This window comes from Clostridium weizhouense (genome assembly GCF_019431045.1).
GTDB classification, from domain to species: Bacteria; Bacillota; Clostridia; order Clostridiales; family Clostridiaceae; genus Clostridium; species Clostridium weizhouense.
In genome coordinates this window covers 144,244-159,880 of the sequence record NZ_JAHXPT010000009.1, presented here as the reverse complement: position 1 = coordinate 159,880, position 15,637 = coordinate 144,244, and the positions used below count along the sequence as shown (strand labels likewise).

The 15,637-nt window shown below is 26.2% G+C and carries 12 protein-coding genes; 4 read left to right on the top strand and 8 right to left on the bottom strand.

Going from position 1 to position 15,637, the window contains the following annotated elements:
- Nucleotides 1-43: 43 nt before the first annotated feature.
- From tyrS to KYD98_RS11995, 3 genes are all read right to left on the bottom strand, one after another.
- On the bottom strand, nt 44-1,264 hold the full coding sequence (gene tyrS, locus KYD98_RS12005) for a tyrosine--tRNA ligase (RefSeq protein WP_219780277.1): 1,221 nt from the start codon (nt 1,262-1,264) through the stop codon (nt 44-46).
- Between the two features lie 196 nt (nt 1,265-1,460).
- Nucleotides 1,461-2,579 (bottom strand): Ger(x)C family spore germination protein, encoded by a 1,119-nt coding sequence (locus KYD98_RS12000; RefSeq protein ID WP_219780276.1) that lies wholly within the window; start codon nt 2,577-2,579, stop codon nt 1,461-1,463.
- A complete protein-coding gene (locus KYD98_RS11995) occupies nt 2,569-3,975 on the bottom strand; it encodes a spore germination protein (RefSeq protein ID WP_219780275.1) in 1,407 nt (468 codons plus the stop codon). The genes KYD98_RS12000 and KYD98_RS11995 overlap by 11 nt, the downstream gene beginning before the upstream one ends.
- 183 nt (nt 3,976-4,158) lie before the next feature.
- Here KYD98_RS11995 and KYD98_RS11990 point away from each other — a divergent pair, with 183 nt between their 5' ends.
- Nucleotides 4,159-5,244 carry a GerAB/ArcD/ProY family transporter gene (locus KYD98_RS11990; RefSeq protein ID WP_219780274.1) on the top strand — a complete coding sequence of 362 codons (1,086 nt, stop codon included), beginning with the start codon at nt 4,159-4,161 and terminating at the stop codon, nt 5,242-5,244.
- A gap of 216 nt (nt 5,245-5,460) precedes the next feature.
- Entirely contained in the window at nt 5,461-5,619 is a 159-nt protein-coding gene (locus KYD98_RS11985; RefSeq protein ID WP_219780273.1) for a zinc-ribbon domain-containing protein, read from the top strand.
- Nucleotides 5,620-5,905: 286 nt separating this feature from the next.
- On the opposite strand, the gene KYD98_RS11980 is transcribed toward KYD98_RS11985, so the two are convergent.
- Nucleotides 5,906-6,448, bottom strand: a complete 543-nt coding sequence (locus KYD98_RS11980; protein WP_219780272.1) for an ECF transporter S component — start codon at nt 6,446-6,448, stop codon at nt 5,906-5,908.
- A 171-nt stretch (nt 6,449-6,619) separates the two neighbouring features.
- On the bottom strand, nt 6,620-7,705 hold the full coding sequence (locus KYD98_RS11975; RefSeq protein WP_219780271.1) for a glycosyltransferase family 4 protein: 1,086 nt from the start codon (nt 7,703-7,705) through the stop codon (nt 6,620-6,622).
- A 233-nt stretch (nt 7,706-7,938) separates the two neighbouring features.
- Here KYD98_RS11975 and trpS point away from each other — a divergent pair, with 233 nt between their 5' ends.
- Nucleotides 7,939-8,955: a tryptophan--tRNA ligase gene (gene trpS / locus KYD98_RS11970; RefSeq protein WP_219780270.1), complete on the top strand. Its 1,017-nt coding sequence runs from the start codon at nt 7,939-7,941 to the stop codon at nt 8,953-8,955.
- A gap of 92 nt (nt 8,956-9,047) precedes the next feature.
- Here the strand turns inward: trpS and KYD98_RS11965 are convergent, their stop codons facing one another.
- Together KYD98_RS11965 and galU are read right to left on the bottom strand one after the other, a co-directional pair.
- Complete coding sequence (locus KYD98_RS11965; RefSeq protein ID WP_219780269.1) at nt 9,048-11,057, bottom strand: methyl-accepting chemotaxis protein; 2,010 nt, start codon at nt 11,055-11,057, stop codon at nt 9,048-9,050.
- A 286-nt stretch (nt 11,058-11,343) separates the two neighbouring features.
- On the bottom strand, nt 11,344-12,213 hold the full coding sequence (galU, locus tag KYD98_RS11960; RefSeq protein WP_219780268.1) for a UTP--glucose-1-phosphate uridylyltransferase GalU: 870 nt from the start codon (nt 12,211-12,213) through the stop codon (nt 11,344-11,346).
- Between the two features lie 586 nt (nt 12,214-12,799).
- Between galU and brnQ the strand changes: the two genes are divergently transcribed.
- On the top strand, nt 12,800-14,071 hold the full coding sequence (gene brnQ / locus KYD98_RS11955; protein WP_219780267.1) for a branched-chain amino acid transport system II carrier protein: 1,272 nt from the start codon (nt 12,800-12,802) through the stop codon (nt 14,069-14,071).
- A 337-nt stretch (nt 14,072-14,408) separates the two neighbouring features.
- Here brnQ and KYD98_RS11950 read toward each other — a convergent pair whose 3' ends face one another.
- On the bottom strand, nt 14,409-15,512 hold the full coding sequence (locus KYD98_RS11950; protein WP_219780266.1) for a Gfo/Idh/MocA family protein: 1,104 nt from the start codon (nt 15,510-15,512) through the stop codon (nt 14,409-14,411).
- Nucleotides 15,513-15,637 lie beyond the last annotated feature (125 nt).

The following is a 15,637-nucleotide window of genomic DNA, read 5'->3' as shown; positions in this document are numbered from 1 at the left end:
TGCTATAGGGTATATTTAAAACAACACTTATAATTAAAATATATTATTTTATTTCGATTTTATTATAATTTTTCTTTCCTCTTTTTATTAATGCAGAACCATCTTTAAAATCATCTTCTGTTAAAATTCTAGAAATCTCAGTAACTTTTTCACCATTAATTGATAGACCACCTTGTTCTATTAATCTTCTACCTTCTTTTTTAGATGGTACAATTTTAGTACTTGCTATTATATCTAAAAGAGATGAACCTAAATCTTCTTTTGATATAGTTACTGTTGGTACATTTGACATATCTGCGCCACCTGAGAATAAAGCATTTGCAGCTTCTTCTGCTTTTTTAGCTTCTTCTTCACCATGTACAAGTTTTGTTACTTCAAATGCAAGAATCTTTTTAGCTTGATTTATTTCTGCACCTTCTAATGCACCAAGTCTTCTTACTTCATCCATTGGTAAGAATGTTAATAAAGCTAAACATTTTTCTACATCTGCATCATCAACATTTCTCCAATATTGATAAAAATCAAAAGGAGATACCTTATTAGCATCAAGCCATAATGCTCCTCCAACAGTTTTACCCATCTTTTGTCCTTGGCTATTAGTTAATAATGTGCAAGTCATAGCCATTGCATCACCTTGAGCTTTTCTTCTTACAAGTTCAACACCAGCAATCATATTAGACCATTGGTCATCTCCGCCTAATTCCATCTTACAACCGTATTTTTGATTTAAAACATAGAAATCATATCCTTGCATTAACATATAGTTAAATTCTAAGAATGATAGTCCTTTTTCTAATCTTTGCTTAAAGCATTCAGCTGATAACATTCTATTTACTGAAAAATGAATTCCAACTTCTCTTAAAAAGTCAACATAATTAAGATCTAATAACCAATCTGCATTGTTCACTATTAAAGCTTTATCGTCAGAAAAATCTATAAATCTTTCCATTTGTTTCTTTATAGAATCAACATTGTGTTGAATTTGTTCCTTAGTAAGCATCTTTCTCATATCAGTTTTACCACTTGGGTCTCCAACCATTGCTGTTCCGCCACCTAACAATGCAATTGGTCTATGTCCTGCTCTTTGCATATGTGCCATAAACATCATAGCTATAAAGTGACCTACATGTAAACTATCTGCTGTTGGATCAAATCCTATATAAAAAGTTACCTTCTCATTTTCTAATAATTTTCTTGTTTCTTCTTCATGAGTGAATTGTTTTATATACCCACGATCCAGTAACTCATCTAATACATTTGCCATTACTATAAAACCTCCTAAATAAATAACTAGTTAAAACTAAAACATATACATCTTTCGATTGTACCTTATGTATAGTATAGCCTCATACTTATATTTTGGCAACATTGGCCAAAAATCCTCTCAGTTTACATTAGGCATTTTTATTGCAAAAGATAAATTTTAAGTAAATATCTACATGTTTTTTAACATATCGTAATTATAAAGTATTTTTAACTCTTCCAGTGCCATCTATTTGTAAATCTACATCAACTTCTAACTCTACCTTTGATAAATAATCAGGTTCTTCTTCATACCCATATTTTTTATTAAGTAAATTTAAAACTTCTAATATATCAATATTTCTTTCTTTATATTCTTCAAAAACTTGTTTAGTATGAAGTTTTATACTTTCCTCTTCTAATCTTTTTAATTTATCTAAAAGCTCAGAATTTATTAAAAGCTTACTTTGAGATTCTGCTATATTAGTTTTTAAATTAATCTTTTTCTTCAAAATAAATTTATCATCATTAGATGTTATAGATGTACTAGTATTAGTTTTAAGAATATTTAATGTTATAAAATCATTTTCAGTCTCTTCATTAACAATTTCTAAACTTCCAGTTCTTACATTATTTATTAATAAGTTATAACTTAAGGCATTTAAATTATCTATTTTACCAACCATTCTATCATCTTGCATTACAGTTCCACCATTAAGTTGTATTTTTTTATCAAAAACATCATCTTTTAAATCTATTGAAGTCATAATAGCAAGATTATTTTCCATCAATCTTTTTGCCATATAATCACTTGTATTAGATTGTATAACCTTTGGAGTATGTTTATTTTTTTCTATCAAATTATCTAAGAATAAACCTAGATATTCTTCATCACTTTTAGACATATCTAAAAGATGGTTAATATCACCATGATATACAAATATATTTGGAGTTATAGGAAATTCAGGGTCATTATTTATTAAATCTATATATTTCTTTATTCCACTATTAACAGCATTTCCAGTAAAAATATATGCCCTATTTTGAGAAAAATTCAAGTTAAAACTCGAAACCCTATTTACATCTTTTATTGCTTCCAATGCTGTTTTTCCCTCTCCTTTATAAAGTATTCTTTTACCCTTATCAGCACTTTCATTAGCATTTCTATATGCTTTTACACAATCTAAATATAATACAACATTGGAATTTTTATCTTCATCAAAAATAATACCTGTTACAAATGTCACCCTATTTATATCATTATAATTAAAGCAAGAAACCATAGAAAATGAAGATATAATTAATATTAAAATTATAAATATTTTTTTAATTTTCATCATCTATCCCCTTTCCTATTATCGTTTTAGATATTCTACTTATACGACCTCTGAAAGTTACATCTTTAAATTTATATATTGAATTAGTTCCAACTGGGAATAAATATGTATATCCTCCTGTTTCTAAATCAGCTATATTAGTCAGTAAAACTATAAAACCTGTAAATAAACCTGGTAACCCAAAAATTGCACTCATAATTGTTATTATAATAGACCATATTGAAATTGCCCCATAAATTTTAGGTATTAAAAAATAACTTAATGTACTTAATGCTACTATTATTATAGTTATTTTTGATGCTATTCCAGCTCCTACTGCTGCATCTCCTAATATTAAAGCAGCAACTATACTCATTGCCCCTCCAATTGGTTGAGGCAATCTTAGTCCCGCTTCTTTTATAAGTTGAAATGCTAACATCATTATTGTCACTTCAAGCCATGTTGGAAATGGTACTCCTGCTCTTGCAACTGCTAATCTAAATGTAAACATCGGCGTTAATAAAGAAAAATGATGTGTAACAGTTGCTATGTATAAGCCTGGCATAAATGTTGCTAAAAAAAATGCTACCCATCTTAATACTCTCATAAAATTTACAAACATCCTATTTAAATAATAATCATCTGGAGTTTGAAAATTTTCTAAAAAGAAACATGGTAATGTTATAACAAAAGGAGTCCCATCAACTAATACAGCTACTCTTCCCTCCATAATTTTAGATGCTACTTCATCAGGTTTTTCTGTATAACCTACAGTATCAAATAATGAATTTTTCTTTCGTAATTTAGATTCTATATAATTTGTATCTAAAATAAAATCTAAGTTCAATCCATTAATTGTATTTCTAACTTCATCTATTAAATGTTTTGGTGCTACTCCTTCTATATAAGATATACATACTACTGTTTGAGATTTTTCTCCAACATATATTGGTTCAAATTTCAAATCAGAATTTTTAATTTTTCTTCTTATTAAAGAAATACTGTTAACAAATAGTTCATTAAATCCTTCTCTAGGTCCTTTAAGCACTGATTCAGTTAATGGTATACCAATCCCTCTTGTAGGAAACCCCTTAACTTCACAATAAATCATCTTTTCTTCATCTTCAAAAGTTAATACAATATCACCAGATAATATATGTAATACTGCATCATCCAAGTCTTTTACATAATCAGTTATGTTGATTTCTAATACTTTTGTAACTACATCGTCTATAGTATTACATTCATATTGTTTATTTTTTAAAGGACTTACAATATAATCGCTTATAAACTGTGAATTACACAAAGTATCAATAAATACTAGTGTCGCCTTTCCTAATTTAGTATCAATTTCTCTGTACTTTGCATCAAATGCTTTTTCAAAACGTTTTTTTAAATAATTTAAATTTTTATTCATAAATACATCACCTGAAAATATTATCTCTCTATCCATGGTTTAATATTCATTTTTTTGTTAATACTAAAATAGAGGTATTATTTTGAAAAATAATACAAATAATATATTTAGTTTAGTATTTTATTACTTTATATAAAATACTAATAATAATTATTGATATACACTAAAAAGGGAGTAATTTAAATGAAAAAAGATTTATCAAGTAAACATTTTATATTTTTTATATTAGCAAGTACTTTAATTAGCCTTAGAACCTATTGTTCTTTATTTATAAAATATGGCAAACAAGATACTTGGATATATCTACTAATATCATTATTAATTATGATATTATTTTTTTATTTTATTATTAATTCATCAATTAAAATGCAAAATCTTAATATAACAGATCTATCAAGTTCATATATGTCTAAGTTTTTATCAAAACTTTTCATATTTTTATTTGCTATAGGATTATTCTTAACCTCTATAGAAAGTGCCTCTACAGAATCAAATTTTGTATATACATCTTTCTTTCTTGAAGCTCCTGTTTGGTGTTGTGTATTGTTGTTTTTAATACCTACTTTTTATGTATTAACAAGAAAATTTTCATCAATATTAATCTTTATTATCGTTGGCTTTTCGTTTTTATTAGTTAATGATGTAATACTTGGAGTTTTAGTTGAACCATACAAAAATTATAGTTATATTCTTCCAATTTTGCATGATGCATTAAATTGGGATTCACTTAAATGTATTATTCTATTAATAGGATCTTTATCCTCAATTTCAATAACAATTCCTTATTTAATGTTACTAAATAATAAAGATAAATTGAAAAAACATTCACTTAATGGCACAATAATATGTTCAGTAATATTATTATTTTCTATAATAGGTGTAATTGCTTCTTTAGGTGTAGAAAGATCTGCAAACATCTTTTATTCAGGATTTATACAATCTCAAAGAGTAAAAACATTAGAGTTTGTAGAATTTGGTCAGCTTTTTTATATTTTTAGAATAATTATAAGTTTTTTTATTAAGTATATTTTATGTAGTTATGGTATATACTTATTGTATAGAAATAAGATTAAAAATAAAAAAATATATTTTTCTTTGTTTACTATAGTAGTTTTTATAATATCTTATATAATTTCAAATAATAATTATATTTTGTTTAATTCACTAAGATATTTTCAATTAATTTCATTAATACTATTATTGATAGTACCATTATTAGGTTATATTATAATGTATACACAATATAAAAAAATTCAAAGAAAAAATTAATAAAGTGAGTATTTTATTCTATAAAATACAGTTATTTAATCGTTTTATAAAATTTATTCAATTAAAATTTTAAATATTGTATTAAAACATATATATGTTATAATAAATTTAAAAGATAATAGGTGATTCTCGATGATAATTTCCCGTTCCTTCTCTATTTATAAGGTTGGAGTTATCAAAGTCAATTAGCCCTATAAATTTAAGGAGGATTTCAATATGGAAGATAAGAAAATAATGTGTAAAGATTGTGGAAAGGAATTCATTTTCACAGTTGGAGAGCAAGAATTCTACAAAGAAAAAGGATTTGAAAATGAACCTGTAAGATGTCCTGATTGTAGAAGAGCTAGAAAAGCTGAAAGAAATAACAGAAGATAGTTATTTTTATATTAAGACTCATAAAAAGTTCTTTATGAATTAAATTCATAAAGAACTTTTTATTATTTTAACTATATTCTAGATTACTATTAATACAATATTAGTATAATCATCTATTTAATCTATTATTTTAAAAATATAAATGAAAATAACGTGTCTGAAATTCCATGATTATTTTTTATTAGACAAATCTGCTGACGCAGTATAATTAAAATTAGACTTGGCAGATACACTCGTTATTTTTTAACTATATCTTATTTAATGTAGCTAAAATCCCAAGCATAATCTAATTAAAAACTGAGTTTTTAGCTTTTATTAATATAGTACTTAATGGTATTGCAATTACTATTCCAGTTCCAACTTGTATTATATTTCCTAATATATCTTTAGATGCATATATTAGCCCTTGAAGAAATCCTGATTTTTCTGTTAAAAAACCTGCCATAATTGTACCTGCAAAGAAATATCCTACAACCATAAATAATCCACTAATAAAAAATGTTATTACATAACTAAACACTACATTATGACTTTTCATTCTTTCTAAAATAATTCCTGCAATATATGCCATTAATCCTTTAATTATTAAAGTGAATGGTGCCCACAAATAATATCCACCTAATACATCAACAAGAAACATACCTAATGCACTAGAAACAGCCCCTTTATTTTTACCAAGTACTATTACTGATAAAAACACCATACAATCACCAATGTGAACAAATCCTCCAACTGAAGGAATTTTAATTATACTCCCAGCTAAGTATACTAAAGCTATCATTAATCCCATTAATACTAGCTCTTTAGTATTTATTTTTTTACTTCCCATAATTTTTGCCCCCTTAAAATAATTTCTAAGGATATTATATTCAAAAATTATGTTTCATTCAAATGTAGCGATACAATATATTATTGATTTAATAAATAAATGTTGATATTTTAGAGTTCTTAAAATAGCTTCCCCTGTCCATAAGGTTTATACTATAATATCAATACTATATTAAAACATGTTAATTATTTTTTTATATATACTTTCTACATAGCTAAAATTATCTTCTAAACTATAGTTATCAATAACAAATTGCCTTGCATCTCTTCCCATTTTTTCTCTTAATTCTTTATTCTTAACTAATTCATCTATTCTATCTGTAAGTTCAGATACAGAACCTTTTTTAGCAACTAAACTAGTAACTCCAGGTTTGGTCGACTCCATTAGTCCCCCTACATCTGAAACAATTACTGGTGTACCACAAGCCTCTGATTCCACTGCTGCAACACCAAAACTTTCACTATCTAAAGTCGAAGGAAATACTGCCATATCAAAATTTTGAAATTCCTTTATAACATTTTCTGGTCTAACAAATCCTAAAAATGTAACATCATCTTCTATTCCAAGTTTTTTTGATAATTCTTTTAAGTAACTTTCTTGACTTCCTTTTCCTCCAATTCTTAATTTAAGATTTAAATTCTTATTTCTATCTTTAACCTCTTTAAATGCTTTAACTAAATACTGAACTCCATATTTTTCTTCTAATGTTTTAATAGTTCCAATTATAATTTCGTCTTTATCTATTTTATTTGGTACAAATTTATTAATATCAACTCCAAAAGGCGTTACTTCAATTTCTTTATTAGTATATTTTTCAGTTTCCTTTTTCATAACATTACTTGTTGATAAAATATAATCTGCCTTCTTTAAATTATATTTTATTATAAATTTATGTAGTGGAGATTTTATAGGAAAATCATATACATCACTACCCCAAACTGAAATCACATATGGATGATAATTAGTTAATGCCCCTAATAAACCATAACTACTAGCATAATGTGCATGAAGTATATCGGGTTTTATTTTCTTAACTAATTCCTTTACCTTTGTAAGCTTTTTTAAATATCCCATTTTTGTTTTATCAGAAGCCTTTTTCATAACAGTATCATCTACATCTAAACAATGTACTGTAACCCCCTCATATTCACCTTTTCCAAGTGATATAACATGAATATCATACCCCTTCTTCACAAAATAATTTAACCATTTATGAGTATGAGCACTATTAATATCTGCTAAATAACATATTTTCATAATTTCAGCCTCCAAAACCTAAATACATTTTTTTATTTTGACTATATCCATCTACAGTATTTTACAACCATTTTATCATATTAATTCTTATTAATCTATTATTCATAGTATTCTATACAATATATACTATATTTTCCCAATAAAATTCTACTTATTTTTGTAATAATTGACTTCCTATTAAGCAAAAACTATAATATAAGTATTACTATCTACCTTAGAAAGAGGTGTTTTTCATGTCAGAAAATACAGTTGAAAAGAAAAAGGTTATCTTTAGTGGTATTCAACCTTCTGGTGATTTAACTTTAGGTAACTATCTTGGAGCTTTAAAAAATTGGGTAAAGCTACAAGATGAATTTGATACTTATTATTGCGTTGTAGATTTACATGCTATAACAGTGCGTCAAAAACCTGCTGATTTAAGAAGAAGAACTTTAGAGTTATTATCTATATATTTAGCAGCAGGAATAGATCCTAATAAAAATACATTATTTATTCAATCTCATGTTTCAGCCCATGCAGAAGCTTCATGGCTACTTACTTGTAATAGTTATATGGGTGAACTTGGTAGAATGACTCAATATAAAGATAAATCACAAAAATATGGTGATTCAATAGGTGCTGGACTATTTAATTATCCAGTATTAATGGCAGCAGATATACTTTTATACAATACAGATTTAGTTCCGGTTGGTGCTGATCAAAAGCAACATTTAGAACTAGCAAGAGATATTGCTGCAAGATTTAATAGTACTTATAGTGATACATTTAAGATTCCAGATCCATACATTCCAAAAGCTGGTGCAAAAATTATGAGTCTTCAAGATCCATCAAAGAAAATGTCAAAATCTGATGATAATCCTAATGGCTTTATATTAATTATGGATCCACCTGATGTTATAAAAAAGAAAATTAATAGATCTGTAACTGACAGTCTTGGAGTTGTAAATTATACTGACGATCAACCTGGTGTTAAAAATCTATTAAATATATTAGGAACTATAAAAGGTGAAAGTCCAGAATCTTTAGTTAGTAACTATGAAGGTAAAGGTTATGCAGAATTAAAAAATGATGTAGCTGATGCTGTAATTGGTGAATTAACTCCACTACAAGAAAAAGTTGCTGAATTCTTAAAAGACAAAACTAAATTAGAAGCAATATACAGTGAAGGTGCTAAAAAAGCTTCTTATATTGCTAATAAGACATTAAGAAAGATGCAAAAGAAAATAGGATTTATTCCAAAATCATTTTAAATAAAAATAGAAGCCAAAACTGGCTTCTATTTTTATTTAAAACAAATTGTTATATTACAATTCTCATCTGTGATATATAATATATTAAAGTCTTATTTCAATTTAAATTTCTTTATTTCTTCATTTAAATGTGATGATAATCCTTTTAATCTATTAGCATATCCAACAAATTCATCTGATGATGCTGCAACTTCTTCGGATGACGCTGATACTTCTTCTGTACCCGCTGCTGTTTCTTCTCCTATCGCAGATAAATTTTGAACTTGATTTACAATACTATCTTTCTTTGACGTAACCTCTCCTACTCCAATTGTAATTCTTTCTAGTTTATTTGTTAAATCATTTATTGATGATAATATGCTATTAAAAATACTCTCTGCATTTAAAACTGATTCTTCTTGACTTTTTACTGCCTTACTAGTTTCTTCTACTTGATAAACTGCCCTATCAACATTTGTAGAAACATCCTTTATTGTTTTATCAATTTCTTTAGCCGATTGTGCTGTTTGTTCTGCTAATTTTCTTATTTCATCTGCTACAACTGCAAATCCTTTCCCTGCTTCTCCTGCTCTTGCTGCTTCTATTGCAGCATTTAATGCTAAAAGATTAGTTTGCTCAGTAATTTTAGCTATTGCTTCATTCATAAATGCAATGCTTTGAACACTTTCTGCAACCGTTGAGACTACATTACTAACATCAATTGTACTTTCTTTAGTTTGACTTGATTTATCCATAATAGTTTTTATCATTTCAAGTCCTTCTTTACTTAAATTGTTAGTATCTATCGCTAAATTATTGATATTTTTACTTTCAGTATTTATTGTATTTATTTCAGTTGATACATCTTCTAAATTACTTGATAAAATCTCAAGGTTTTGTGCTGATTCCATACTCCCCTTAGAAATTTCACCAATAGTATCTGCAACTTGAGAAATTGCTGATGATACTTCTTCACTCATGCTAGATAAATTAGCAGAAGTACTATTTACTTCTTTAATAGAATTATCCACATCATAAATTAATTTAGAAACATTTTCTTGCATATCATTAAAACTTATAGCTAATTCTTCTAATTCATCACCAGTTGGAATACTTATTTTCTCACTAAAATCTCCTGTTGCTGTTTTCCCTATTGCTTTCTTTAAATTAACTATATTCTTAGCTAATCTAATAGAAAATATTCTTCCTATAATTATTACTAAAACTAATAATACTATTGAGGTTGCAAACAAAACTACCTTATAATCTTTTTGTGTTGCTTTCAATTCTGATTGTGGTATTTGTAATAATATTTTCCATCCTATCTTATCTAAAGTTGTAAAATTAACTTTATATTCTACTTTATCAATATCCATATCTATAAAATCTTCATTTGTGTTTAATATATTATTCCACTTAGAATTTTTTGTTATATTATTATTTCCTATGTACTCACTATTTGTATGTGCAATTGTTGTACCTTTTTTATCAACTATCTCTAAAATTCCTTTTTCTCCATATTTAATGTTAGATATAGACTTTGCAATACTAGTTAAATTAACATCTGCACATAAAACTCCAACAAGTTTATTATCTTTAATAACATTTTTAGAAATAGTAACTACATATTCTTTACTTGTTATATCTTGATATACATCTGTTATTGCAAATTCACCATTTGCTTCTTTTGCTTTTACATACCACTCTCTAGTTGTATAATCAGCTTGTGGCATCTCTTCATAAGGATACATCAGGAATTTTTTGCTATTTTCACTATAATAATAAGCTGTAACAATATCTTTATTACCTTCTTTAAATAATTCAAAATCTTGGTTTATTTTTTTATTTGATTCTTCTGATTCATCAAACTTATTATTATTTATTATATAATTCATAGCCTGTTCTACAGTATTAAATTTCGAATTTACATTTTCTTTGACAGATTGTCCTAAACTAGTTCCACTTTTTTTAAATTCTTTATCACTTGAAATTGTAAACTCTGTAAGTGATGCAATGCCTAATACTAATATAGGAATTGCTGCAATTCCTATCATTATTGCAACTAATTTATCTTTAATAGATTTAAAATTTAATTTAATATTTCCCTTTTTATCTGTTTTCATTTTAACAATTCCCCCCTTTTATTTTTACACATTAATATTTTCGATATTTTTTTAATATACTTTAATTGTAATTAAAGGATTTTAAAGAAATTTATATTATATTTATTATTTAATTAAATTATTTTATGAAATATTATTATATAATGCTTTATTATTTAAATCTATAAATTACAAATACTAAAAGTTAAAATTTTATACAAAAAAATCTGTAAATTTCTATAAAGATAAAAGAGATTATCTTAAATTTAAAAATTTAAAATAATCTCTTTACATATTAAATATTTTTTTATTTTTCCCAAGGTTTTGTATTTAAATAATCAATAAAACTTTCTCTTAATTCATTTTTCTTTAAAGCAAATTCTATTGTAGCCTGTAAAAATCCTAGTTTATCTCCAACATCATATCGTTTTCCTTCAAAGTTATAAGCATACATAGCTTCTTGACTAATTAATACTTTTAATGCATCTGTTAATTGTATTTCTCCACCCTTACCTGGTTTTGTATTTTCTAAAATATCAAAAATTTGAGGAGTTATTATATATCTTCCTAAAATTGCAACATTACTTGGTGCTTCTTCAACAGATGGCTTTTCAACTAAATCTTTAACTTTATATACATTATTCTCTATATGAATTCCGTTAACTATTCCATATTTTGATACGTTTTCTTCTGGTACAGTTTGAACTCCTAAAATAGTTGTATTATACTCATTAAAACAGTTAATTAATTGTTTTAAGCATGGTGTTTTACTATCAACAACATCATCACCTAATAATACTGCAAATGGCTCATTGCCTACAAATGTTTTAGCACAATGAATAGCATGACCTAAACCTCTAGGCTCCTTTTGTCTTATGTAATGGATATCAACCATATCAGAAATGTCTTTTACTAATTCTAATAATTCCGCCTTACCTGACTTCTCTAGTTCTAATTCTAATTCTATTGATTTATCAAAATGATCTTCAATACATTTTTTATTTCTTCCTGTTATAATAAGTATCTCTTCAATTCCTGATGCAACGGCTTCTTCAATTATATATTGAATTGTTGGCTTATCAACTATAGGAAGCATCTCCTTTGGTTGAGCTTTAGTTGCTGGTAAAAATCTTGTTCCAAGTCCAGCTGCTGGAATAATCGCTTTTTTAACTTTCATTTTATACATTCCTCTCATAAAGTTATATTTTTTAATATTAAACATCTAAAAGAAATAATAGTTTTAATATTTTCCATATATTTTTTATTATAAAATAATTCTTAACTTTATTTGAATTTTTTATAAGCATAATTTTAAAGAAAACTTTTTTTACAATAAATATAGATTAGTTTAGTTTTAACACTATTATACTCTTATGTTATCACATATTTAGTAATGTGTTAATATGTAATGCTAAGTCTTCATATTCAGTTGCTTAAATATTAAATATCGAAATATTTTTTTAATATTTTAATAAAAATATACCGCTTTTATTATGCTTTTTATTTAAATTTCTAGTCATATATTGATATTCTTTGTTGATGATATCTTAATGTTATGTTAATATCTAAAGTGCGACTTTATTGATAGACATGCTTCTAAATAATAATCTTTAATTTTAAGTAATTATTTAAATTAAAGATTATTATTTATGATTATATATTTTGTTTCAATTTAGGCATAATAAATGCTTTCTAGATATAAAATATTTGATAAAAATCTGAATTAGTATTATATTTTCAAAAATTTAAGGAGGAAATTATATATGAAAAAAAGTACAAAAGATGTAATTATAATAGGCTTCGCTTTATTTGCTATGTTTTTTGGTGCGGGTAATTTAATATTCCCACCATTCTTAGGGCGTATGATTGGTGATCAATATATTTTAGGTATTATAGGCTTTGTATGTACTGGCGTTGGATTACCTCTTCTTGCTATAATAGCTGCAACAAAAGGTGATGGTACATTTGAAACAATGGCATCTAAAATAGGTCCAAAATTTTCAATAATTTTTGCTACAATATTATTTATAACAATAGGTCCAATGTTAGCAATTCCAAGAACTGCTGCAACAACTTATGAATTAACTATAAGTCCTTTGGTTCCTAATCTTAGTCCTCTTATTTCAATGATAATATATTTTGCAGTAAATTTATTATTTGTAATAAAAAGATCTTCTATAATTGATACTATAGGTAAATATCTTACTCCTATGTTAATAGTTATATTAACTCTTATAATTATAAAAGGCATAGTTTCTCCTATAGGACATGTAACTTCAACTGGAGTAACTTCTGTATTACCTTCCTCATTTATAGAAGGATATCAAACAATGGATGCTTTAGCCGGATTATTGTTTGCAACTGTGATTACAACTACACTTAGAGAAAAGAAATATAGTGATAAAGAATTGCTTCCTATGACTTTAAAAGCAAGTGGTGTTGCTGTAATTGGTCTAGCATTTATTTATGGTGGATTAATGTTTTTAGGTGCTCAAACAAGTGGATTTGAAATTGCTGATTTATCTAAAACAAGTTTGTTATTATTAATTTCAAACAATATATTAGGTAATATTGGTACTACTATAATAGGAATTGCTATTGGACTTGCTTGTTTAACAACTTCTATAGGATTATTAACAGCAGGATCTTCATTTTTTGAAAAAGTTTCTAATGGAAAATTACCTTATAAGATAAATGCAATTGTAATTTCATTAATAAGTATTTTTATTGGTTCTCTTGGTGTTGATAAAATAGTTAAAATATCTGGTCCTATTTTAAGTATATTATATCCTGTTACTATAACTTTAATCGTTACTACATTAGTAAACAGAATTTTAACAAACAGAAAAGCTGTAAGAATTGGAGTTTATACTTCATTAATATTTGGTATATTTGAAATACTACCTTTCATTGACTTAAGTTTTATTCCTCTTGCAAAATCAGGATTTGCATGGCTTATCCCAACTATAATTTCTATATTAATAGGATATATTATATTTCCTATGTCAAAACAAAAAGTAACTAACTTATGCTAAAAATTTTACTAATTAACGTTTTAATTAGTAACTAAAAATACATAATTTATATAAAAATTATACTTTCTTAAACATATATAAAAGGCTGAAGAAAAGAACTCCTCTTTCCTTCAGCCTTTATTTTGAGTATGTTTTAATTAAACATTGTTAGTTTAGTATAAGGGCGAACTGGCATTGGAATTTGCTTTTTAGAACTCTTAAGTGAGAGTCAAAATTTTATATTTTGTTTCTCGAACTTACTGGACGAATGTATATGAGTCAAGTTTCCTATTTTAATTCTGTCCATGTGAGTTTTATACTACACTAACAATTCTATTAAAATAGACTCTTTATTTAATTATTTTCTACCCTTGAAATCGTCTTTCATATCTAATGTACTGAAGTTTTCATATGGGAATTGAACAGGCATTCCTGTCTTTCTTGATTTATATGCAGCAAGAATTATTGACATAGCTTTCTTACCTTCTTCTCCTGATATTAAAGGTTCTCTATCATTATTTATAGAATCAATTACATCCTTAAATAATGGAGTATGGCCTTCCCCATAAACATTATCTATCTTTACATTTACAGCTTCTTTAGCCGCTTCTTCATCTTCACCTTCAAATCTCCAAGTCTTAAGTTCATTAACAGCAAGACCTCCAATAACAGCTGCTCCTGTTTCTCCAAATATACTTAAAGTTTCTTCTAAATTCTTTGGATAAACACAAGCTGATCCTTCTATAATTCCAATAGCTCCATTTTTAAATCTTACAACAATTGCTCCAAAATCTTCTGCTTCAATATCTCTTAAATAAGTATCACATTCAGCATATACTCTTTCAACTTCTCCGCCCATCATCCATTGAAGTAAGTCAATATTATGTATACATTGATTCATTAATGTACCACCATCTAATGCCCAAGTTCCTCTCCAAGGTGCTTGTTCATAATAGCCCATATTTCTATTCCAAAGTATTCTTGCAGTACCATTAACTAATCTTCCAAATTTATTTTCTTCAATTGATTTTCTTAATTTTTGTATTGGTTTATTAAATCTGTTTTGATGACATACAGCAAGTTTTACATTGTTTTCTTTAGCTACTTTAATCATTTCATTTGCATCATCAATAGACATAGCCATTGGTTTTTCTATTAAAGCATTTATACCTTTTTTCATGCAGTATATAGCTATTTCAGCATGATATCCACTTTCTGTTGCTATAGTAACAACATCTATATCTTCAGTTTCTACCATCTTTTTATAATCTTCATAAGCATGAACTGTATCATTAGATGCTCCTGTTTTTTCTATATATTCAGCTTTTTTAGCTTCAGCTTTTTCTAAAACCACATCACACGTTGCAACTAATTCAGCTTCTCCAATATTTTTAGCTAATGCTTCTACATGTTTATAAGAAATTCTTCCACAACCTATAATAGCAAATTTTAATTTTTTCATAATAATCTCACCCGGCCTCTTTCTTTTATTTTATGTTTGGCTATATTAAAAAGATATTAATATTATAGTATAAATTTTAAATATAGTTTTATATTTTAGTATTATTTTTTCAATGTTCTGATTAA